Here is a 21,390-nt window from a genome sequence, read left to right on the forward strand (position 1 = left end):
GGTGAAGTCCGTGATCGACGCTGACGGCTTTCGCCCCAATGTTGGCATCATTATTGCTAACGACCAGGGGCAGCTGCTTTGGGCGCGTCGGGTAGGGCAGAACGCATGGCAATTTCCCCAGGGAGGCATTAACGCAAGTGAAACACCTAAACAGGCGCTCTTTCGTGAGCTGCAAGAAGAAATCGGCCTGACCGCCGATGATGTCGAGGTGCTTGCTTGTACCCGGGGATGGCTTAGGTATCGTCTGCCGCGACGCATGGTAAGAACACATTCCCGGCCGGTTTGTATCGGCCAGAAACAGAAGTGGTTCCTGCTTAGGATTCGTTGCCACGATGATCGGGTGTGCGTGAGTAGCGGCTCGGCCAAGCCTGAGTTTGATGGCTGGCGCTGGGTCAGCTACTGGTATCCGTTGGGCCAGGTGGTGTCGTTTAAGCGGGAAGTCTATCGCTGTGCGCTGCGCGAGCTATCACCACGCTTGCAGCGGCTGACACAGCACAAGAACTGAGCAAGCCCGGACCGGGAATAGGCGTAGAGAATAGGCAGAGACAGGACCGCCGGACCATTCGGCGAATAGGGTCGGGATCCCTCCCGGGCAATAGCAGTGGGGCGAGAGACGAACATGGATAGCAAAACGCCGATGCTTGAGGTACTGCGGCGCATCATTCTGGAAGTAAACGGGGCGCGTAATCTTGAAGTGGCCCTGTCCACCATGGTGCGGCGTATTCGCAAGGCGATGCTTACCGATGTGTGCTCCTTTTATCTGTATGAGCCTGAGCATGAGCAGCTGGTGCTGATGGAAACCATCGGCTTGAGAACCCAGTCTGTGGGTCATGTGATCCTGCCGCTCGGGGAGGGGCTGGTAGGGCTGGTGGCCAAGCGCGAAGAGCCGCTCAACCTTGAGGATGCCCAAGCGCATCCGCGCTTCTGCTACTTCGCTTCCACGGGTGAAGAGCGTTATTTCAGCTTTCTGGGTGTGCCCATCATCCATCAGCGCCGGATGCTCGGTGTGCTGGTGGTGCAGCAGGCTGACAAGCGCCGCTACAACGAGTCCGATGAGGCTTTTCTGGTCACCATGGCCGCCCAGTTGGGCGGCGTGCTTGCCCATGCGATAGTGACGGGCAACCTGAATCGCCCCGGCGCCCTTGGTGGCCAGGTGACCTTCCACGGTGTGGCTGCATCCCCCGGCATGGCGATCGGCGAAGGGGTCGTCATTGCGCCGCTGGCGGATCTGGATAGCGTGCCTGACCTGATACCTACCGATCAGGAGTTCGAGATTGCGCGCCTGAAAGATGCCATCGACCATGTGCGGGAAGATATTCGTGCCGCGGGCGAGCGGCTGGCCAGCCGGATTTCAACCCAAGAGCTGGCACTCTTTGAGGTTTACCAGCAGATGCTGGGCGAGGCCGCGCTGTATCAGGAGGTCGTCAAGCGTATTCGTGAAGGCCAATGGGCCCCCGGTGCCCTGGCGGATGTGGTGCGCCGCCATGTGCAGTACTTGGAACGGGTTGATGATGATTACCTTAGTGAGCGTGCCGCTGATGTGCGCGACCTGGGGCGCCGAGTGCTGGCCAACCTTCAGGAAGAAACGGTCGACAGACCGGCGGTCTATCCCGAAAGCACCATTCTGGTCGGCGACGAGATCAGCGTAGCCATGCTCGGTGAAGTTCCCCGGGAGCGCTTGGGCGGGCTGGTGTCGGTCAACGGCTCGAGCAACTCCCATGTGGCGATCATCGCGCGGGCCATGGGCATTCCTACGGTAATGGGTGTTTCTGATCTGCCGCTGCCCCGGCTCAATGGCGCCAACGTTGTGTTGGATGGCCATCGGGGACGGCTGATTGTGCGACCAGGTGAGGATCTTGAGACCCGATATCGCGCCCTGATCAAGGAGGAACGCGCCATCAGTGAGCTGCTTGAGCATGAGCAGGACTTGCCCAGCTGCACACCGGATGGCCATGAGATGCCGCTACTGGTCAACACCGGTCTGGCAGTGGACGCTGTGGCCTCTTTGAAGCCACGGATCAGCGGTGTCGGGCTGTACCGCACCGAAGTGTCCTTTATGGTGGCTGAACGCTTCCCCAGTGAGCAGGAGCAGATGCGCCTGTACCGTGACCAGCTGGAGAGCTTTTCGCCGCTTCCTGTGGTGATGCGTACTCTGGATATCGGCGGCGACAAGGATCTGCCGTATTTTCCCATCAATGAAGCCAACCCTTTTCTGGGCTGGCGTGGCATCCGTGTGACCCTGGATCACCCGGAGGTCATGATGGTGCAGCTGCGCGCCATGCTGCAGGCCTCACAGGGGCTGAACAACTTGCGCATCCTGCTGCCGATGGTCACCAACGTGGAAGAGGTCGATGATGCTCTGCGGCTTCTTGACCGTGCCGTTGTTGAGCTGGCAGAAGACGGCATCGAGGTCGACCGGCCGCGAGTCGGTGTCATGTTGGAGGTGCCGGCTACGTTGTATCAGCTGGGGCCGCTTTCTCAGCGGGTCGACTTTTTCTCGGTGGGCAGTAACGATCTGACCCAGTACTTGCTGGCGGTAGACCGTAACAACTCGCGTGTCGCTGACCTGCATGATGCCTGTCACCCGGCGGTGCTGTCGGCACTGTCGCGACTGGCCATTGAAGCCCGCGCCTTGGAAATGCCGGTTTCTGTGTGTGGTGAACTGGCCGGCGATCCCGCCGGGGCCTTGCTGCTGATGGGGATGGGCTTTGATGCGCTGTCGATGAATGCGCTCAGCCTGCCCCGGGTGCGTGCGGCCATTCGGCGCGTGTCCCTCGCCGCCGCCCAGCAACTGGTTGACGATACCTTGATGCTGGATTCGCCCCAGGAAGTCAGACTACTGCTGGAGGCGCGGTTGCAGGGCTGGGAGCTGGGCCACCTGTTGCCGCCCAGTACGGATTGAATGCTGGTTACGTGTTGGCCGCCTGGTACTGGCAGGCTGACACTGACTGGCTAGCTAGCGGACTGTACTGCTGCCGACGGGAGCCTGGATGACCAGCTGTCGTCTAGCGCTGGCTGCTGCCGGCATTGTTGGGGTGGAGCAGGCCCCGTAGCTGAGTTCCTCGATTTCAAGACTGCCTCCAGCGTGCCATTCAAGGCGGGTCGTTGCGCGGGTGCCGTACTGCTGACCACGAATGAACGCTGCTGACAGCTGCCGCTCCCAGGCGACGCCCATGCCGGTGTCGGGCAGTTCGCTGTCGGCGGCAAGCTGCTCGTCGGCAAAGGCCGCCAATGCCGTGGTCGGCCAGTCGCCGAGCTCAAGGCTGCGGGCCAGCGCCTGGCGCACTTTGAGAACCTTGGGCCAGGCAGTGTCCAGGTTGGCGTTGGAAAGGGCATATAGGCCGGGAGAGAGGTGGTTAAGTTCAATACCGTCATGGCCGCGGTGCAGGTGCCAGAGCTGCTGGCCATCACCGACCAGCAGGTTGAATCCGGCGTAGGTCCAGGCGTCGCCGCTGGCCAGTTGCTCAAGCCAGCTGAGTGGGTCATCGGTGGTCAGAGCCGTGGTGACTAGGTGGCCGCGGCTGGGGCTGTCGGGGGCGCCAAGCAGGCGAGGGTCACGGACATTGGTCAGTGCAGCCACGCGGCCACGGCGATGCGCTGCCAGCCAGCTGCCACCTGCCTGCAGATCGCGTCCGCCAACGATACCTTCCAGATCCGACCAATTGGCCAGCGGTGCCGTGGGGCGGGCATGAAACTCGTCACGGTTGGCGATCATACGAAGCACAACCGGTCCGTTGGGGTCGTGATGCAAGGCAATAAGACACATCTGCATAGCTTACCCCTTGTTGATGTGGCGCGGAAGAGCGACCTCGCGGTGTGAGTGTTGTACCATGCGCCAGCGTCTGCGGGGCGCGAGGTTTCAGTGTTGCCACTCCCGTTCAATAAGGATTGTCATGACGTTGATGTTGCTATTGGCCTATCTGGCGCTAGGCGCTGTGGCCGGCACCCTGGCCGGATTGTTCGGTATCGGTGGCGGTCTGGTGATCGTACCGGCGTTGGCTGCTGCCTTTGTCGTTCATGGCGTGGCTGAGCCGGTTATCATGCATCTGGCGATCGGTACCTCGCTGGCCACTATCGTGATTACCGGCAGTTCATCGGCCTGGGGGCATTACAAAAAAGGCAATATCCGCCGTGATTGGTTCATGCTGCTGCTGCCGGGGTTGATGCTGGGTGCGCTCAGCGGGGTGTTTATCGCTTCCAGCCTGTCGAGTGGTGCACTGGGCAGCCTGTTTGGTGTGTTTTTGCTGATTGTTGCCGGTCGCATGATTGCGGTGAAAGAGATCGCCGAAGGGAGACAGGCACCCAGCCGTTGGATCATGCTTGTTGCTGGTGCCTTGATTGGTGGTTTTTCGGCGCTGTTCGGTATCGGCGGCGGCACGCTGAGTGTTCCGTGGCTGGCACGCTGTGGTGCTACCATGAGGCAGGCCGTGGGTACCTCTTCGGCTTGCGGAATGCCCATTGCAGTGGTGGGTGCGGCAACCTTCATTGCTACGGGCTGGGGAGTGCCAGACCTGCCAGCGGGGGCCACCGGCTATGTGTTGTGGCCGGCTTTTCTGGCCATCGTGGTGACCAGTGTGCCGTTTGCTCGAGTCGGCGTTCGCATGGCCAGTGTGCTGCCAGCCAAGAAGCTTAAAATAGCCTTTGCAGTACTGCTGTTGATCGTTGGCGTACGCTTTCTATTCTGATTGTTCTGTTTTGATTTGGTTTGAACTTCACTCATCGTATGCGCATTGGTATTTGTAGAGGACATTATGCTCAGTTATCCCACCATTGACCCCGTTGCTATCTCGCTGGGCCCTTTACAGGTTCACTGGTATGGCTTGATGTATGTGCTCGGCTTTGTGGCCGCTTTGCTGCTGGGGCGGATGCGCATTGAGCGCATCGGGCTGAGCAAGGATGACATGGGCGATTACCTGTTCTATGGCGCCTTGGGTGTAGTGATTGGTGGTCGTCTGGGTTATGCGCTGTTCTATGGTCTGGGGCAGTGGCAGGCCGATGCGCTATGGGTGTTTCGTGTCTGGGATGGTGGCATGAGCTTCCACGGCGGCCTGCTGGGTGTGCTGCTGGCCTCGCTGTACTTTGCCCGCCGCAAGGGGCTGGCCTTCTTTACGCTGACGGACTTTGTCGCACCCCTGGTGCCGATTGGGCTGGGTGCTGGGCGCATCGGTAACTTCATCAACCATGAGCTGCCGGGGCGGGTGACCGACTTGCCCTGGGGCATGCCGTTTCCTGGTATGGGGCCGCAGGCGCGCCATCCGTCCGCGCTCTACGAGGCGCTACTGGAAGGTGTGGTGCTGTTCGTCGTGCTATGGGTCATCTCAGCCAAACCGCGCCAGCGTGGTCTGGTATCCGGCTGGTTTCTGGTGCTGTATGGCATTTTCCGTTTTGCGGTGGAGTTCGTTCGCATGCCGGACGCACACATCGGCTTTGTCGCCCTCGACTGGGTCACCATGGGCATGTTGCTGACGCTGCCGATGATAGTGGCCGGGCTAGGATTGATCCTGTGGTCGCGTAGCCAGCCGGTGGATGCGCGAATTCCCGCGAAAGCCAGTTGAGCGGCGTCGCCAGCAGCGGTTAGGTGCAGTCAACCAAGCTCGTGAATGACATCGGCCGGGTAGAAGTGCCCGGCCAGGGTGTCGCGGATACGCCGCATGACCAGCGGGCTGCGTAGCCGCTGCTGGCGTTCCAGCTGCTCGATTTCCTTCAGCGTCAACCAATGAGCCGCCACCACGCCCGAATCAATCGGTCTGTCGAGCGGATGGAGGACTGTGCCGCTGAAGCCGTGACTGTGGAATGTCTTGCCGTCAGCCGCTTGGAACACATAAAGGCCCAAGTAGTGGGCAATGTCGACTTCCCAGGCGGATTCTTCACGCACTTCACGCAGGGCGCCGTCGCGGATACTCTCACCGGGTTCCAGGTGCCCAGCCGGCTGAGTGAATAGCGTCGCGCCCTGCCCATGACGCTCCTCTATCATCAGAAAACGGCCTGCTTGCTCGATTACCGTGGCGACGGTGGTAAAGGGCTGCCAGCGTGTCATTGATGCCTCCGTTTTGATGGTGATGAGGACGGTTTGCGTGGATGGCGTTTGTGCTGTGCTGGCGCATGCAGGGTTTCCCTTCGCCACTCGCCTGGTGCCAGGCCGTCCAGCAGCCAGTGACCGATAGCCACGCGCACCAGGCGCAGTGTTGGGTAGCCGACATGAGCCGTCATGCGCCTTACCTGCCGGTTGCGGCCTTCGCTGATAGTCAGCTCAAGCCAGCTGGTAACAGGGTGGCGCTTGGGATTCAACGGCGGCTCGCGCTCGGCAAGGCCGCTTTTGCGAAGGCGTTTTACCCGCGCCGGGCGGGTGAGCCCATCTTTCAGCGTGATGCCCTTACGCAGTGCCTCGAGTGCGGTGTCATCGGGCGTGCCCTCAACCTGCACCCGATAGGTCTTGGGCTGTTTGAAACGCGGATGGGCGATGCGATGGATCAGCTCGCCGTCGTCGCTGAGCAGCAGCAGCCCTTCTGAGTCGTAGTCGAGGCGCCCGGCCGGATAGATGCCGGGGACGTCGATCATGTTAGCCAGGGTCGCGCGTGGATTACCTTCACTGCCAGTCCGGTCAGTAAACTGGGACAGCATGCGATAGGGCTTGTGGAGCAGGTAGAGGTTCATTGCAGCCTCTCTACTGTTTCGGTGTCAGAACGTAACAGCTCCCGTCTGCCATGGGCGGACGGGAGCCAGTAAGACCGCCCTGTTCCTGTCAGGGCAGGGCGGTGGTTGCAGTACGCTTGACTCAGCCCTTGGCGACCATCGCCAGGGTTTCGTTCAGGGTCTTGCTGGGGCGCATCACGGAGCGTGCCAGCTCAGCATCGGCGTGGTAGTAGCCCTTGAGATCGACCGGTTGGCCCTGCACGCTGTTGAGCTCTTCGAGGATGGTCGCCTCGTTGGCTCTGAGGGTCTCGGCCAGACGACCGAAGAGCTCCTTGAGGCCTGCGTCTTGGTCCTGGGCGGCCAGGGCGTCGGCCCAGTACAGCGCCAGGTAGAAGTGGCTGCCGCGGTTGTCCAGCTCGCCTACCTTGCGCGAGGGCGACTTGTCGTTCTCGAGGAATTCGCCGGTGGCTTTGTCCAGCGCATCAGCCAACAGTATTGCGCGCTCGTTACCGAACTGCTTGCCGAGGTGCTCTAGAGAGGCGCACAGGGCCAGGAACTCTCCAAGGCTGTCCCAGCGCAGGTGGTTCTCCTCGAGAACCTGCTGTACGTGCTTTGGCGCGGAGCCGCCGGCTCCGGTTTCGAACATGCCGCCACCCGCCATCAGCGGTACGATGGAGAGCATCTTAGCGCTGGTGCCAAGCTCAAGGATCGGGAACAGGTCAGTCAGGTAGTCGCGCAGGATATTACCGGTTACCGAGATGGTGTCGAGGCCACGGGCGAGGCGCTCCAGGGTATAACGCATGGCACGAACCTGAGACATGATCTGGATATCCAGGCCTTCGGTGTCGTGCTCGGCGAGGTAGGTCTTGACCTTCTTGATCAGCTCGTTCTCGTGGGGGCGGTAGGGGTCGAGCCAGAACACCGCCGGCATGCCGGAGTCGCGGCAGCGATCCACGGCGAGCTTGACCCAGTCGCGGATCGGCGCGTCCTTGACCTGACACATGCGCCAGATGTCACCTTCCTCAACGTCCTGTGACAGCAGCACTTCGCCGGTCTCCAGGTCGGTGATGTTGGCAACGCCAGCTTCCGGCACTTCGAAGGTCTTGTCGTGGGAGCCGTATTCTTCTGCCTTCTGTGCCATCAGGCCGACGTTGGGCACGGTGCCCATGGTGGCGGGATCAAAGGCGCCATGCCATTTGCAGAAGTTGATCATCTCCTGATAGATACGCGCGAAGGTCGACTCTGGCATTACCGCCTTGACGTCCTTGAGGCGGCCGTCGGCACCATACATCTTGCCGCCGGCGCGGATCATGGCAGGCATCGAGGCATCCACGATCACGTCGCTGGGCGAGTGGAAGTTGGTGATGCCGCGCGCTGAGTCAACCATCGCCAGCTCCGGGCGCTGGTCGTGACAGGCGTGCAGGTCGCGGATGATCTCGTCACGCTGGCTTTCGGGCAGTGTGTCGATCTTCTCGTAGAGGTTGGCGATGCCGTTGTTGACGTCGACGCCCAGTTCGTCGAACAGTGCGCCGTGCTTCTCAAAAGCTTCCTTGTAGAAGATCCTGACGCAGTGGCCGAACACGATGGGGTGCGAGACCTTCATCATCGTCGCCTTGACGTGCAGCGAGAACATCACGCCCGTCTTGTAGGCGTCGTCAATCTCTTTCTCGTAGAAGTCCAGCAACGCCTTCTTGCTCATGAACATGCTGTCGATGACTTCCCCATCGAGCAGCGAAATCTTAGGCTTGAGCACTCTGGTCTCGCCGCTTGCGGTGATCAGCTCCATCTTCACGTCACGGGCGCGGTCCAGTGTTATCGACTTCTCGCCAGCGTAGAAGTCACCCTCATGCATGTGTGAAACGTGGCTGCGCGAGGCTTGGCTCCATTCCCCCATGTGGTGGGGATACTTGCGAGCGTACTCCTTGACTGCCTTGGGCGCACGGCGGTCCGAGTTGCCTTCACGAAGCACTGGGTTGACGGCACTGCCCATGACCTTGTCGTAGCGCGCCTTGATGTCCTTCTCTTTCTCGTTTCCTGGCTCGTCCGGGTACTCCGGCAGGGCATAGCCTTGGCCTTGGAGTTCTTTGATGGCAGCCCGAAGCTGCGGCATGGACGCGCTGATGTTAGGTAGCTTGATGATGTTGGCTTCTGGCGTTTTAGCCAGGGCGCCCAACTCGGTCAGGTGATCCTCCACACGCTGATCCTCGGTCAGCCAGTCGGAGAACTGGGCGAGGATCCGTGAGGCCAGGGAGATGTCGCGGGTTTCTACCTCGATGCCGGCAGCGTCGGTGTAGGCGTCGATGATCGGCAGCAGCGAGTGGGTCGCCAGGGCAGGCGCTTCGTCGGTGAACGTGTAGATAATCTTGGGCGTTTGGGACATGGACATAGATCTCTCTGGTCACTGCGGTGGCAAGGAACGGAGGCGTCGCACAGGGCACCCTCCAGTGAGAGTTGATTATATCTCTCTTGTCGACTGGTGTCCCCCCGCAGCCTACTCTGGCCCATGGCGTAAATGCTATACTCGAGGTTCCACTGATAGACCAGACAGGGGAGTTCTCCATATGGGGTTTCAGAAAATTGTCGTTCCCACGGACGGCACCAGGATAACCGTTAACGCCGATAACACGCTGAACGTGCCGAATGATCCGATCATTCCGTTCATCGAAGGTGACGGTATCGGTGCTGATGTGACACCGGCAATGAAGATTGCCATCGATGCCGCTGTCCAAAAGGCCTACAACGGTGAACGCAAGATTCACTGGATGGAGATATACGCTGGTGAAAAGGCCACCCAGGTCTATGATGGCGACACTTGGTTACCCGAAGAGACGCTTAAAGCGGTCAAGGACTTCGTGGTTTCCATTAAGGGGCCGCTAACTACGCCGGTGGGCGGTGGTATCCGCTCGCTGAATGTGGCGCTGCGCCAGAAACTCGATCTCTATGTCTGTCAGCGCCCGGTACGCTGGTTTACCGGTGTGCCGAGTCCGATCAAGCGCCCCCAGGACGTGGATACGGTCATCTTTCGCGAGAACTCCGAGGACATCTACGCCGGTATCGAGTGGCAAGCGGGTTCGCCGGAAGCCGACAAGGTCATCAGGTTTCTGCGCGAGGAAATGGGTGTCACCAATATCCGCTTTCCCCAGGACTGCGGTATCGGCATCAAGCCGGTGTCCGAGGAGGGTACCAAGCGGCTGGTGCGCCAGGCCCTGCAGTATGCCATTGATAACGATCGCGAGTCGGTGACGCTGGTGCACAAGGGGAACATTATGAAGTTCACCGAGGGTGCCTTCAAGGATTGGGGTTACGAGCTGGCCAAGGACGAATTCGGTGCCGAGCTGCTGGATGGCGGGCCCTGGATGACCATGAAAAACCCGAAAAGTGGCAAGGATATCGTCATCAAGGACGTGATTGCCGACGCCATGCTGCAGCAGATCTTATTGCGTCCGGCGGAATATGACGTCATTGCGACGCTGAACCTGAACGGCGATTACATCTCTGATGCCCTGGCCGCTGAAGTCGGCGGTATCGGTATCGCACCAGGGGCCAACTTGTCTGACGCCGTGGGCATGTTTGAGGCCACCCACGGTACGGCGCCGAAGTACGCTGGTCTGGACAAAGTTAACCCAGGCTCGCTGATTCTCTCGGCCGAGATGATGTTGCGCCACATGGGCTGGGTCGAGGCGGCTGATTTGGTGATCAAAGGCATGGAGGCAGCCATTTCCAAGGGGGAAGTCACCTATGACTTCCATCGTCAGATGGACGATGCCAAACTGCTCAAATGCTCCGAGTTCGGCCAGGCTGTCGCTGACAACATGTAAATTAGCCATCGTGATCGAGTCGCTTCAGGGCCCTTGTCCGCCAGGCGGACAAGGGCTTTTCACGTACTCCAGTGCTATTTTGGGCCGGCTTTTCCATCAATGATGTGATGAACGATGCGCTGCTTGTGGCGTCTAATGAAACAATACTTAGATACCGAAGGTGGCCCCGGTTGCAGGCTCGTCGCACGTATCCGATCTTTATGCGTCTATTTTAATGAAACCTATGACAACGACTTTCGGCAGCAAGGTAAATCAGTTGCCACCTCCGCTGCCGCGTGCCGGCATGACACGTCCGTCTACGCCAGATGAAGGCGGTGGCCTGGCGGTTCTTCCCGCTAAGCCTGTGCTGGGCAGGCCGCCAATGTACAAGGTGGTCTTGCTTAATGATGACTACACCCCCATGGACTTTGTGGTAGAAGTGTTGACGACATTTTTCAATATGGACAGTGAAAAAGCCGTTCAGATCATGCTGGCGGTGCATACCCAGGGGAAGGGTACCTGCGGAATTTTTCCGCGAGACATTGCTGAGACCAAGAGCTATCAGGTCAACGAGTATGCGCGCGCCTGTGAGCACCCGCTGATGAGTGATGTTGAGCCTGTAGACTGACCGGGGTAGGGTTTTTAGTGCATAAAGGTGCTAAATACAGTTGACTAGGCTTGCATCCAAGGTGTTTGCGCGCCATGTTGAAATTACTGGACCGAGATGGACCCAAAGCACGTCCTGAGCGGCGAAAAGGGGACTGCCATGCTAAGTAAAGAACTTGAAGTGACCCTGAATACAGCATTTACTGTGGCGCGCGCCAAGCGCCATGAATTCATGACTGTTGAACACCTGCTGCTGGCGCTGCTGGACAATGCGTCAGCCTCAGTGGTGTTGAGGGCCTGCGGGGCAAACCTCGACAAGCTGAAAACCGATCTGCAGGATTTTATCAACTCCACGACGCCGCTGATTCCTGAAAGCCACACTGAGCGCGAGACGCAGCCCACGCTGGGGTTTCAGCGAGTGCTGCAGCGTGCGGTTTTTCATGTGCAGTCATCAGGAAAGAGTGAGGTGACCGGTGCCAACGTACTGGTTGCGATCTTCTCTGAGCAGGAGAGTCAGGCGGTCTACTTCCTCAAGCAGCAGAATGTGGCGCGGGTCGATGCGGTTAATTACATCGCCCACGGCATCTCCAAGGTGGTCGATCAGGGAAACAGCACTGATGCTGACGCCCAGCAGGTCGACGACGCTGAAGAGGGCGGTAGCGAGACCGCCGGCAACCCATTGACTAGCTACGCGACTAACCTCAACGAGCAGGCACGGCTTGGCAAGATTGATCCCTTGATCGGGCGTGCCCATGAAATCGAACGCGTGGTACAGATCCTGGCCCGCCGCCGCAAGAATAACCCGCTGTTGGTGGGTGAGGCTGGCGTTGGCAAGACGGCAATCGCCGAAGGTCTGGCCAAGCGCATTGTCGAGGAAGACGTGCCGGAGGTGATCAGCGATGCGGTGGTCTACTCGTTGGACATGGGCGCGCTGCTGGCTGGTACCAAGTACCGCGGCGACTTTGAAAAGCGGCTCAAGAGCCTGCTGGCCGAAATACGCAAACTGCCCAGTGCGGTGCTATTCATTGACGAGATTCACACCGTGATCGGTGCGGGTGCCGCCTCGGGCGGTGTCATGGATGCGTCGAACCTGCTCAAGCCTTTATTGTCCTCTGGCGAGCTGAGCTGCATCGGTTCAACCACCTATGAAGAGTTTCGCGGCATTTTCGAGAAAGACCGCGCGCTGGCCCGCCGCTTCCAGAAAGTCGATGTGCCGGCACCGTCGGTTGAGGACACCATCCAGATCCTCAGAGGGCTGCGCTCACGCTTTGAAGAGCACCATCAGCTAAAGTACACCGACAAGGCGTTAGACAGTGCGGCCCGGCTGGCGGATCGCTACATCAATGACCGCCACCTGCCCGACAAGGCGATCGATGTGGTAGATGAAGCCGGTGCCCATCAGCGGCTGCTGCCGCCGGAGGCTCGGGTGGACACCATTGATGTTGAGCAGGTCGAGGCGGTGGTGGCGTCTATGGCGCGAATTCCCCCCAAGAGCGTGTCAAGCTCTGATCGCAAGCTGCTAAGTAATATTGAGCGCGACCTTAAGATGCTGGTGTTCGGTCAGGACGAAGCCATTGATAACCTGTCGGCGGCCATCAAGCTGTCGCGGGCCGGCCTCAAGTCGCCGGACAAGCCGGTGGGCAGCTTCCTGTTTGCCGGACCCACAGGGGTCGGTAAGACCGAGGTGGCGCGACAGCTTGCTAATGTCATGGGCATTGAGCTGGTACGTTTCGACATGTCGGAGTACATGGAGCGCCATACGGTCTCGCGGCTGATCGGTGCGCCACCGGGTTATGTGGGCTACGACCAGGGCGGCCTGCTGACTGAAGCCGTCACCAAACAGCCGCACTGCGTGTTGCTGCTGGATGAGATCGAGAAGGCGCACCCGGAAGTCTTCAACCTGCTGCTGCAGGTCATGGACAGTGGCCGCTTGACCGATAACAACGGGCGTCAGGCTGACTTTCGTCATGTCATCCTGATCATGACCTCCAACGCCGGGGCTGAAAGGGCGTCGCGGCGCTCTATTGGGTTCCAGACCCAGGACCACTCAACCGACGTGATGGAGGTGATTCTCAAGACCTTCACGCCGGAATTCCGCAACCGCCTGGACGGCATCATCCAGTTTGATGCCTTGCCTCCGGCCGTGGTGCGCAGCGTGGTCGACAAATTCCTTGTCGAGCTGCAGGCACAGCTGGATGAAAAGCGGGTGCAGATGGATGTGGATGACGATGCTCGGGCTTGGTTGGCCGAACGTGGCTACGATCCTGACATGGGAGCAAGGCCACTGGCGCGGCTGATTCAGGAGCAGCTCAAGAAGCCGCTGGCTGAAATGATCTTGTTTGGTGATCTTTCTGAGAATGGTGGCCAGGTGCATATCACCGCCCAAGACGACGAGCTTCACCTTGAGACGCAGCCGGAACTGGCCGGAGCCCCTGAATAGATATTCGGTGTAGCGGCCAAGCACAGAAGTTGCTTTTCACAGAAAGTTGGTTTGCACAGAAAACACGCCCTGCCTGATAGCGGGGCGTTTTCTTAGTGCACTGGTTCGATGTGCCTGGGCTCGCTTTCTCAGGTAAGGCGCGCCGGACGGAAAACCGGTATAAAAAACGTCGGCGCTGGCGTCTTAGCGGGAGCGGTAGACGATGCGGCCTTTGGTCAGGTCATAGGGAGTCAGCTCGACCTTGACCTTGTCGCCGGTCAGGATGCGGATATAGTTCTTGCGCATCTTGCCGGAAATGTGGGCAGTGACTACGTGGCCGTTCTCAAGCTCGACCCGGAATGTGGTGTTAGGCAGTGTATCGACGATAACGCCTTCCATTTCAATATGGTCTTCGCGTGCCATATGTGGCATTTCCTCGCTGTTGGTATTACCTGGTGGCGGTCCGGATGCCGTATCATGCTGATTGTCGCATCTAGTATGACCGTCAGAATAGCGCGATATTGTGCCGCATGATGCGGCACAAGGCAAAAAAAGTGCATGGATATCGGATCGGAGTCTTGACCGGGCGTCTTGGCGAGGAGAGATCAGTCTGACAGGATAAGTGGGCGCCAGTGCCGTCCATCGAGTTGTTCGAGGGGACGGAAGTTATGCTTGTAGGCCATTTTCTGGCACTCCTTGATCCAGTAACCCAAGTAGAGATAAGGCAGGCCCAGTGTGCGGGCACGTGCCACCAGGCTGAGAACGGCGAAGGTCCCCAGCGAGCGGCGCTCCAGCTCGGGTGCGGGGTCAAAGAAGGTGTAGATGGCTGACAGGCCCTGTCGAAGCGTGTCAAAGGCGCATACTGCGATAAGGCGATCGCCAAGGTGCATCTCCATGAGTTGTGCGTAGTCTCGCTCCAGACTTAGAAAACTGCGATATTGCTCGGCGCTGGGCGGATACATGTCACCATCGGCATGGCGCTGCTGTATATAGCGTGCATAGAGCAGATAGTGCGTCTGTTCGAACCCGGATGGCAGAATGGACAGCGTTAGGTCGGCATTGCGATGGATGATTTTGCGCTGTGAGCGGCTGGGCTGAAACAGCGTGACCGGAATCCTGACTGATATGCAGGCATTGCAGCCTTCGCAGTGTGGGCGGTACAGGTGACGGCCGCTGCGCCGGAAGCCATGCTGTGTCAGGCGATCATAGACATCCAGGCCGGGCATTTCTTGGGGGTCAAGAAACAATGTGGAGGCCTGGCGATCTTCCAGGTAACTGCAGGCGTGAGGTGCCGTCACGAAAAAACGCAGATCGCGAAGCGGTTGTCTGGCACTGTCGCTGCTCAATTCAGACGTCTCCTGCAGGGGTGAGTGTGGCCGGTCGGATATTGTTTACTGCTTGCCTGGTTGTTGGCTCCGCAAGAGGCCAGCAAGGGGTTGAGGTGCCAGTTGGGTGGCGTTACCCATTGTGAAAGATTGTTTTCTGCGGGCGGCGGCAGCCATGTTTCAAGGTAGCCTATGAAGGTGTCTCTGGATATGTCGCGGGCGCCAAGACTAGCCAGGTGAGGTGTATGCATCTGGCAGTCAATCAGTTGGCCCTGTCCGGCTGACATGCTGCGGGCCAGGCAGGCCAGGGCTACCTTGGAGGCGTCAGGGGTGCGGGAGAACATGGACTCGCCAAAGAATACAGGCCCCAGTGCGATGCCGTAGAGGCCGCCTACCAGGCGTCCTTGCTGCCACACCTCGACAGACTGTGCGGCGCCTAGCCGATGTAGTTGGTGGTAGGCGTGGCGCATTTCATCGGTAATCCAGGTGCCGGGCTGTTCGTCTCTGGGCGAGGCGCAGGCAGCCACCACGTCATCAAAAGCCTGGTTGGCGGTCAGTAAAAAACCGCCGTTGCGAATGCGTTTGGCCAGGCTGCGGCGGACCCGGATTTCGTCAGGGAACAGCACCATACGTGGGTTCGGGCTCCACCATAACAGCGGCTGGTCGTCGCTGTACCATGGGAAAATTCCGCTGCGATAGGCTAGTAACAGGCGCTCGGGACTGAGGTCTCCGCCTGCGGCCAATAGACCGTCTGGTGCCTCCAGGGCGTCCTGAACGGGTGGGAAATAGACAGGAGAAAGGGGGAGCCAGGGCAGCATGTGTGCTTTCCAGAGAAAATAAGCCACCTAGTCTGCCGCTGCTACACTCGAGGCTCAAGCCTCTGGCTACTGTGATGGAGTGCGCAGGCTCGGTATGATACTGCGTCGATATTGATCAGGTGACGCCTGCGGGCGCAAGGGGATGGCTGGTTGACTGCCAATGACAAGTCCACGCGGACTGGACAGACCAGAACGGCCAGGGATCGTGCCAAGCGCGTAGGGTTGCGACTGCAGGGGTCGCTGCGTGAAGGCCTTGTTATCGTGCTGCTGGCGATTTGTGTGTTTTTGCTGCTGGCGCTGTTTAGCTACGATGCCGCTGATCCCGGCTGGTCGCATACCAGCCCTGAGGGCGACATCAGCAACTGGATGGGCGCCATTGGTGCCTGGATTGCTGATGTGCTGTATTCCCTCTTTGGAGCCAGTGCCTTGTGGTGGCCGAGTATTTTTGGCTACGGCGCCTGGTGGATGATTCGCACGCGCCAGGAACGGCTGGAGTGGAATCCTATAAAACTGACGTTGCGCTGTACTGGGCTCACGCTGGTGCTGATGGGAACCACCATGTTCGGTGCGTTACTCTTTCCACTGTCTGAAAGTAGCCTGCATTTCGGCACCGGTGGTGTATTTGGCGAAGGCCTGGTGAGCGTGCTGCTGCCGCTGCTGGGCAGTGGCACTTCGCTGTTGGCGCTGGCTGCCCTGCTGTGCGGTGTGCCACTGTTAACGGGACACTCTTGGTTGCTGGTGATTGACGACCTAGGTCGCCACGGCTTGCGGGCCTGGGACTGGCTGACGGCGCGCGTCGCCAGCAAACGGGAAGCCAGGCAGTCCGCCAAAGCGGCCAAAGCCGCTGCCATGGCGGATGCGTCCGTCGAAGAGGCGTCAGAGCTGGAGGAAGCCGGCAGCGAGCCCGCCGGAAAGACGACTTCATGGTGGCGTCGCCTTGGGCGCAAGGCCCCGGCAGAAAAACCCGAGCCCGCCGTATTCGCAGAACCAGTATTGGGTGAACCCGTGACCGGAGGCAGCGACACCCAGACTCCCTGGGCCGCTCCAACGGCAGCGCCTGCCCGAACCTCTGCCGGGAGCAATGCAGGACTTTACGGCAGTAGTCGTCTTGACTCGTTGCATGAGGAACCGTCCACCAAGCCCGTATCTGAGCCCAAAGCCCCCAGCGGAAGTGGCACCGGGCAGGACAAGATAGAGCCACGTCGATCAGGAGGTGAGCGCAAAGAACCGAAAGTTTCCTTTGCTTCGCCAGGTGCGTCGGCTGCCAGCAGTGCTACTCCTGAGTGTGATGAGGCATTTTCGACGACATCGTCAGCTTCGCTCAGCGCGCCTGATGAGTCTCAGGAAGCTGCACACCAGAAAGAGCCGCGTGCAGAGCAAACTGTTATCGCCCAGCCTGCTGAGCACGATGGGCTTGCCGAGCGAGCGGAGTCGGTACCTGACAGCCCGCCAACCTCAGAATTGCCAGAGCCAGAGCCAGAGCCAGAGCGCCAGCATGTATCTCAGGAGTCCGAGATCTCGTCTGCTGAACAGCAGAAGCCCAAGGTAGTGCCCAAGCCCGAGTCTCGTTCACCTGAAGAAGTGCCTGAGCCGGTGCTGCCGGATGATGATGGGCCGCTGCTGCCAGCTTCCTATGTTGGGCCTTCGGTTAACACTGAGCCGGGTACCTCAACCTCAAGTCTGTCGAGCCCCTCAAGCCCGTCAAATAACACGGCCTCAGCTGCTGGTGTCTCGATGGCTGTGACAGGCGCGGCAGCTACCGCCGCTGCTGTCAGTCATGCCCAAGGCCATGACCACCCAGCTGCGGTAGAGCCGTCATCTGACAAGGCGGTGCCTGTGACCGACGTGCCCTCCAAGCCTGAGGCTGACACTGATGAGCCTGAAGGCCAGCTGGCAACCGCTGGCCAGGCGCACGCAGCAGTGGCTGAGCAAGGCAAAAAGCTTTGGACAGTGGAGCACCTGCAAAGCCAGCGGCCCAGCTTTGAGGGCGATGAGGTGCCGGAGGGCGATTTACCGGACTACCGACTGCTGACCGAGCCATCTGCCCACGAGCCGAATTACACGGAGGAGCAGTTGGTCGATATGGCCGAGCTGCTTGAGGTGCGCCTGCGCGAGTATGGCGTCAAGGCCGAGGTGGTGGATACCTGGCCCGGTCCGGTGATCACGCGCTTCGAAATCAAGCCGGCCGCCGGGGTCAAGGCCTCGAAGATCAGTAACCTGTCCAAAGACCTGGCGCGCTCGCTGATGGTCAAGAGTGTACGGGTGGTGGAAGTGATTCCGGGTCGCCCTACCGTGGGTATCGAGATACCTAACCCCAACCGTGCCATGATTCGGCTGCGCGAGGTGATCGACTCTGAGCGCTTCCAGAAGGAAACCTCGGCGCTGACGCTGGCGTTGGGCCAAGACATCGGTGGTGCTCCGGTGGTGGCTAACCTTGGCAAGATGCCGCACCTGCTGGTGGCTGGCACTACTGGCTCGGGCAAGTCGGTGGGGGTCAACGCCATGTTGATCTCCATGCTGCTCAAAGCGACACCGGATGACCTGCGCATGATCATGGTCGACCCCAAGATGCTGGAGTTGTCGGTATACGATGGCATTCCGCATCTGCTGGCGCCAGTGGTTACCGACATGAAGGAAGCCGCCAACGGCCTGCGCTGGTGTGTGGCCGAGATGGAGCGCCGTTACAAGCTGATGGCATCCATGGGCGTACGTAATATTGCCGGCTTCAACGAGCGCCTGGATGAGGCTAAACAAGCCGGTGCTCAGGTTGCCGACCCGCTCTGGGAGCCGCAGCCCTGGGAAATGCATCAGCCGCCACCGGTGCTGGAAAAACTGCCCTACATCGTGGTGGTTATCGACGAATTTGCCGACATGTTCATGATCGTCGGCAAGAAAGTCGAAGAACTGATTGCACGTCTGGCACAGAAGGCCCGGGCTGCCGGTATCCACCTGATTCTGGCGACGCAGCGTCCATCGGTGGACGTGGTGACCGGCCTGATCAAGGCTAACATCCCGACTCGTATGGCGTTTCAGGTGTCGTCGCGGGTTGACTCCCGGACCATCCTTGACCAGGGCGGCGCCGAGAACTTGCTGGGTCACGGCGACATGCTGTATCTGCCGGCGGGTTCCGGTGCGCCGACCCGGGTGCACGGTGCCTTTGTCGATGACGATGAGGTGCACCGTGTGGTTGACGACTGGAAGCGACGCGGCGAGCCGCAGTATATCGATGAAATACTCTCTGGCGGTGTGACCGCGGATGCCCTGACCGGGCTCGAAGCGGATGGCGCGGATGGCGATGATGCCGAGCAGGATGCATTGTATGACGAGGCGGTGGCCTTTGTGACAGAAAGCCAGCGCGCCTCGATCTCGGCGGTACAGCGGCGCTTCAAGATTGGCTATAACCGCGCAGCACGGTTGGTTGATGCCATGGAAGCTGCTGGTGTGGTATCGCCCATGGGCAGCAACGGTGCCCGGGAAGTGCTGGCCCGCTCGCACGGGGCGTGAGACGAACGTGCAGTTAGGGTGCAAGTTGCCGCCACAACGAAACTTGTGGCGGCAATGCCGGTCGCAGTAAACAGGCCGTTTTGGCGGACTGTTGCGCCACATTACAGGGAGAGACACGATGAAGTTGAGGATCTTGACTGCCGGAGTGCTGGTATCACTGGCTGTGCCGGGCTTTGCCCTTGCCGATAAGGGCGCTGATCGCCTGACTCGGATTCTCGAGCCGCTGACGACCTATGTAGCAGATTTTGACCAGCAGATTCTCGATGGCAGCGGGCAGCGCTTGCAGTCGGCCAGTGGTGAGATGTGGCTGGCGCGCCCCGGGCGTTTTCGCTGGGAAGTTGATGCGCCTTACTCGCAGATTGTGGTGTCAGACGGTGACCAGGTCACACTGTATGATCCCGATCTGGAGCAGGCAACCATTCAGCCGCTGGACCAGCGCGTGACCCATACGCCGGCGCTGCTACTGTCCGGCAGTGCCGAAGCGTTGACTGAAAACTACGAGGTAACCTCGAGTCAGCGTGGTACCACCGAGGTGTTCACACTGACGCCGCGTAGCGCTGACACCTTGTTTGAAACCCTTCAGCTGACGTTCCACGGTGAGCGCCTGGGTGGGTTGCAGATGACCGACAGCACCGGCCAGCAAACAGCCATCGAGTTTGACAGTGTCAAGCAGAATGGCAGCGTCGATAACGCTCGCTTTCGTATCGAGCTACCTGACGGTACTGATGTGATTCGTGGCGGCAACTGAACCGCTCAGCAGCCTTCGTAACGTTTTTGATGTTCTTCAGGCACCATTGCCAGTACGACCTTAATGCCTCTGCCAGGAAAAACTGTCAGGGGCATTATTGTGAGGCGAGAGGTATCAGGCGTTGTAGCAGCAACTCTCAGCCTGGTGCGGGTTTGCTGTCTGTCTGGCCGCGGTCGGCCGCTTCGTCCAGTGCGGCGCGCTGCTGCTGGATCTGTCTAAAGCGTTGCTCATGTCCGTATTCGCTGGGCATGAAAAACGTCTCCTTTGGCAAGCCTTCTGGCCAGCAATCGTGGACGCTCCCCGCGGGGTAGCCGTTGGGCTCGTTGTGCGCGTAGCGGTAGCCGTGGCCGTGGCCGAGTGACTCCATCAGCTTGGTGGGGGCGTTACGCAGGTAGTTGGGGATGTCAAGACTGGGCTGGGCGGCAGAAAAACGTTGGGCCTGCTTCCAGGCAATCTCGATGGCGTTGCTCTTTGGCGCAACACTCAGGTGGATCAGTGCGTGGGCAATGGCACGCTGTCCTTCATGGTCGCCCAGGCGCAGGTAAGCATCCCATGCGGCCATGACCAGCGGCAGGGCGCGGGGATCGGTATTGCCGACGTCTTCTGAGGCGATGGCCGCCAGGCGGCGCACCACGTCCAGCGGGTCGCCGCCGCCCTGAATGAAGCGCGCCATGTAAAGCAGCGCTGCATCGGTACGCGAAGAGCGAATCGACTTGTGTATGGCTGACAGCAGGTCGTAGTAGTAATCGCCCTGCTTGTCGAAGGCGCTGGCGGTGTGGCCGATCACGTCTGCTAGTGCTTCTAGCGGTAGCCGCTCGCCATGGCTGTCGGGCTGGGTAAAGCTTGCCGCCGTTTCAAGCAGCCCCAGGGCGCGTCGAGCATCGCCTGCTGCCGCCCGGGCCAGTGCCTGCAATATGCTGTCGTCTGCCTGGATATGACGTTGGCCAAGGCCACGCTCGGCATCGTTCAGCGCTTGCTGAAGCACTTGCAGTAGCTCGTCTTCGCTGAGCGACTTGAGCACATAGACCCGGGCACGGGACAGCAGTGCCGAATTGACTTCAAAAGAGGGGTTCTCAGTGGTGGCACCGATCAGCGTCAGCAGACCGGACTCCACGTGCGGCAGCAGGGCGTCCTGCTGGCTCTTGTTGAGGCGGTGGATCTCGTCGAGAAACATCACCGTGCTGCGCCCTTGGCCCTGGGCGACTCTAGCTCGCTCGGTCGATTCGCGGATATCCTTGACTCCGGCCATGACAGCAGACAAGCGCTCCAGGTGAGCGTCAGACTCCGCGGCCAGGATTTCAGCCAGGGTCGTCTTGCCGGTGCCCGGAGGCCCCCACAGGATCATTGAGTGCAGAGAGCGGCTTTCAACCATCAGGCGCAACGGCTTGCCCGGACCAACCAGGGCGCGTTGACCAATATATTCGCTCAGCTGGCGTGGTCGCATCCGCCACGCCAGCGGGGCGCTGTCCGCAGTGGCGGCCTGCTGGAACATGTCCATTTCGGATTCCTCGCTGGAGCCTGCTAGGATGGGAAGGGTTCG

General features: G+C 59.8%; 17 protein-coding genes. 9 read left to right on the plus strand and 8 right to left on the minus strand.

The features are described 5' to 3' along the window. Positions 1-10: 10 nt before the first annotated feature. Together ACTH3D_RS00645 and ptsP are read left to right on the plus strand one after the other, a co-directional pair. On the plus strand, positions 11-505 hold the full coding sequence (locus tag ACTH3D_RS00645; protein ID WP_441664196.1) for an RNA pyrophosphohydrolase: 495 nt from the start codon (positions 11-13) through the stop codon (positions 503-505). 132 nt (positions 506-637) lie between these two features. Next, a complete protein-coding gene (ptsP, locus tag ACTH3D_RS00650; RefSeq protein WP_441664242.1) occupies positions 638-2,902 on the plus strand; it encodes a phosphoenolpyruvate--protein phosphotransferase in 2,265 nt (754 codons plus the stop codon). Positions 2,903-2,956: 54 nt separating this feature from the next. Here ptsP and ACTH3D_RS00655 read toward each other — a convergent pair whose 3' ends face one another. Then, positions 2,957-3,772 carry an NRDE family protein gene (locus ACTH3D_RS00655; protein ID WP_441664198.1) on the minus strand — a complete coding sequence of 272 codons (816 nt, stop codon included), beginning with the start codon at positions 3,770-3,772 and terminating at the stop codon, positions 2,957-2,959. Between the two features lie 121 nt (positions 3,773-3,893). On the opposite strand from ACTH3D_RS00655, the gene ACTH3D_RS00660 reads away from it, so the two are divergent. Both ACTH3D_RS00660 and lgt read left to right on the plus strand, forming a co-directional pair. Further along, the gene (locus tag ACTH3D_RS00660) at positions 3,894-4,685 is read left to right on the plus strand and encodes a sulfite exporter TauE/SafE family protein (protein ID WP_441664200.1); all 792 of its coding nucleotides are present in this window, start codon (positions 3,894-3,896) and stop codon (positions 4,683-4,685) included. A gap of 66 nt (positions 4,686-4,751) precedes the next feature. Continuing rightward, on the plus strand, positions 4,752-5,555 hold the full coding sequence (gene lgt / locus ACTH3D_RS00665) for a prolipoprotein diacylglyceryl transferase (protein ID WP_441664202.1): 804 nt from the start codon (positions 4,752-4,754) through the stop codon (positions 5,553-5,555). Between the two features lie 29 nt (positions 5,556-5,584). Here the strand turns inward: lgt and ACTH3D_RS00670 are convergent, their stop codons facing one another. From ACTH3D_RS00670 to ACTH3D_RS00680, 3 genes are all read right to left on the minus strand, one after another. After that, the gene (locus tag ACTH3D_RS00670) at positions 5,585-6,037 is read right to left on the minus strand and encodes an NUDIX domain-containing protein (RefSeq protein WP_441664204.1); all 453 of its coding nucleotides are present in this window, start codon (positions 6,035-6,037) and stop codon (positions 5,585-5,587) included. Next, positions 6,034-6,654 carry a pseudouridine synthase gene (locus ACTH3D_RS00675; protein ID WP_441664206.1) on the minus strand — a complete coding sequence of 207 codons (621 nt, stop codon included), beginning with the start codon at positions 6,652-6,654 and terminating at the stop codon, positions 6,034-6,036. The genes ACTH3D_RS00670 and ACTH3D_RS00675 overlap by 4 nt, the downstream gene beginning before the upstream one ends. A 121-nt stretch (positions 6,655-6,775) precedes the next feature. Then, positions 6,776-9,013, minus strand: a complete 2,238-nt coding sequence (locus tag ACTH3D_RS00680) for an NADP-dependent isocitrate dehydrogenase (protein ID WP_441664244.1) — start codon at positions 9,011-9,013, stop codon at positions 6,776-6,778. A 181-nt stretch (positions 9,014-9,194) separates the two neighbouring features. Between ACTH3D_RS00680 and icd the strand changes: the two genes are divergently transcribed. The 3 genes from icd (at position 9,195) to clpA (ending at position 13,476) form a co-directional block, all read left to right on the plus strand. Then, positions 9,195-10,451, plus strand: coding sequence for an NADP-dependent isocitrate dehydrogenase (gene icd, locus ACTH3D_RS00685; protein ID WP_441664208.1), 1,257 nt, complete (start codon positions 9,195-9,197; stop codon positions 10,449-10,451). A 283-nt stretch (positions 10,452-10,734) separates the two neighbouring features. After that, entirely contained in the window at positions 10,735-11,058 is a 324-nt protein-coding gene (clpS, locus tag ACTH3D_RS00690; protein ID WP_441664246.1) for an ATP-dependent Clp protease adapter ClpS, read from the plus strand. 138 nt (positions 11,059-11,196) lie between these two features. Continuing rightward, positions 11,197-13,476 carry an ATP-dependent Clp protease ATP-binding subunit ClpA gene (gene clpA / locus ACTH3D_RS00695; RefSeq protein ID WP_441664210.1) on the plus strand — a complete coding sequence of 760 codons (2,280 nt, stop codon included), beginning with the start codon at positions 11,197-11,199 and terminating at the stop codon, positions 13,474-13,476. 183 nt (positions 13,477-13,659) lie between these two features. Here the strand turns inward: clpA and infA are convergent, their stop codons facing one another. The 3 genes from infA to aat form a co-directional block, all read right to left on the minus strand. Further along, on the minus strand, positions 13,660-13,878 hold the full coding sequence (gene infA, locus ACTH3D_RS00700; RefSeq protein WP_027961652.1) for a translation initiation factor IF-1: 219 nt from the start codon (positions 13,876-13,878) through the stop codon (positions 13,660-13,662). Positions 13,879-14,060: 182 nt separating this feature from the next. After that, a complete protein-coding gene (locus tag ACTH3D_RS00705) occupies positions 14,061-14,801 on the minus strand; it encodes an arginyltransferase (RefSeq protein WP_441664212.1) in 741 nt (246 codons plus the stop codon). Continuing rightward, positions 14,798-15,598, minus strand: coding sequence for a leucyl/phenylalanyl-tRNA--protein transferase (aat, locus tag ACTH3D_RS00710; protein ID WP_441664214.1), 801 nt, complete (start codon positions 15,596-15,598; stop codon positions 14,798-14,800). Before aat ends, ACTH3D_RS00705 begins: the two co-directional genes overlap by 4 nt. 150 nt (positions 15,599-15,748) lie before the next feature. On the opposite strand from aat, the gene ACTH3D_RS00715 reads away from it, so the two are divergent. Continuing rightward, the gene (locus tag ACTH3D_RS00715) at positions 15,749-19,102 is read left to right on the plus strand and encodes a DNA translocase FtsK (protein ID WP_441664216.1); all 3,354 of its coding nucleotides are present in this window, start codon (positions 15,749-15,751) and stop codon (positions 19,100-19,102) included. A gap of 118 nt (positions 19,103-19,220) precedes the next feature. Beyond that, positions 19,221-19,850 carry an outer membrane lipoprotein chaperone LolA gene (gene lolA / locus ACTH3D_RS00720; protein WP_441664218.1) on the plus strand — a complete coding sequence of 210 codons (630 nt, stop codon included), beginning with the start codon at positions 19,221-19,223 and terminating at the stop codon, positions 19,848-19,850. A gap of 136 nt (positions 19,851-19,986) precedes the next feature. Here lolA and ACTH3D_RS00725 read toward each other — a convergent pair whose 3' ends face one another. After that, entirely contained in the window at positions 19,987-21,348 is a 1,362-nt protein-coding gene (locus tag ACTH3D_RS00725; RefSeq protein ID WP_441664248.1) for a replication-associated recombination protein A, read from the minus strand. Positions 21,349-21,390: the final 42 nt, after the last annotated feature.

Source organism: Halomonas sp., from assembly GCF_052095765.1.
GTDB lineage: Bacteria > Pseudomonadota > Gammaproteobacteria > Pseudomonadales > Halomonadaceae > Halomonas.

Excerpts from the sequence above, each read along its gene's own strand:
- lolA (WP_441664218.1), top strand. The coding sequence starts at position 19,221 with ATGAAGTTGAGGATCTTGACTGCCGGAGTGCTGGTATCACTGGCTGTG.
- infA (WP_027961652.1), bottom strand. The coding sequence starts at position 13,878 with ATGGCACGCGAAGACCATATTGAAATGGAAGGCGTTATCGTCGATACA.
- ACTH3D_RS00670 (WP_441664204.1), bottom strand. The coding sequence starts at position 6,037 with ATGACACGCTGGCAGCCCTTTACCACCGTCGCCACGGTAATCGAGCAA.
- clpA (WP_441664210.1), top strand. The coding sequence starts at position 11,197 with ATGCTAAGTAAAGAACTTGAAGTGACCCTGAATACAGCATTTACTGTG.
- ACTH3D_RS00655 (WP_441664198.1), bottom strand. The coding sequence starts at position 3,772 with ATGCAGATGTGTCTTATTGCCTTGCATCACGACCCCAACGGACCGGTT.
- ACTH3D_RS00680 (WP_441664244.1), bottom strand. The coding sequence starts at position 9,013 with ATGTCCCAAACGCCCAAGATTATCTACACGTTCACCGACGAAGCGCCT.
- lgt (WP_441664202.1), top strand. The coding sequence starts at position 4,752 with ATGCTCAGTTATCCCACCATTGACCCCGTTGCTATCTCGCTGGGCCCT.
- ACTH3D_RS00725 (WP_441664248.1), bottom strand. The coding sequence starts at position 21,348 with ATGGACATGTTCCAGCAGGCCGCCACTGCGGACAGCGCCCCGCTGGCG.
- ACTH3D_RS00675 (WP_441664206.1), bottom strand. The coding sequence starts at position 6,654 with ATGAACCTCTACCTGCTCCACAAGCCCTATCGCATGCTGTCCCAGTTT.
- clpS (WP_441664246.1), top strand. The coding sequence starts at position 10,735 with ATGACACGTCCGTCTACGCCAGATGAAGGCGGTGGCCTGGCGGTTCTT.
- icd (WP_441664208.1), top strand. The coding sequence starts at position 9,195 with ATGGGGTTTCAGAAAATTGTCGTTCCCACGGACGGCACCAGGATAACC.
- aat (WP_441664214.1), bottom strand. The coding sequence starts at position 15,598 with ATGCTGCCCTGGCTCCCCCTTTCTCCTGTCTATTTCCCACCCGTTCAG.
- ACTH3D_RS00660 (WP_441664200.1), top strand. The coding sequence starts at position 3,894 with ATGACGTTGATGTTGCTATTGGCCTATCTGGCGCTAGGCGCTGTGGCC.
- ptsP (WP_441664242.1), top strand. The coding sequence starts at position 638 with ATGCTTGAGGTACTGCGGCGCATCATTCTGGAAGTAAACGGGGCGCGT.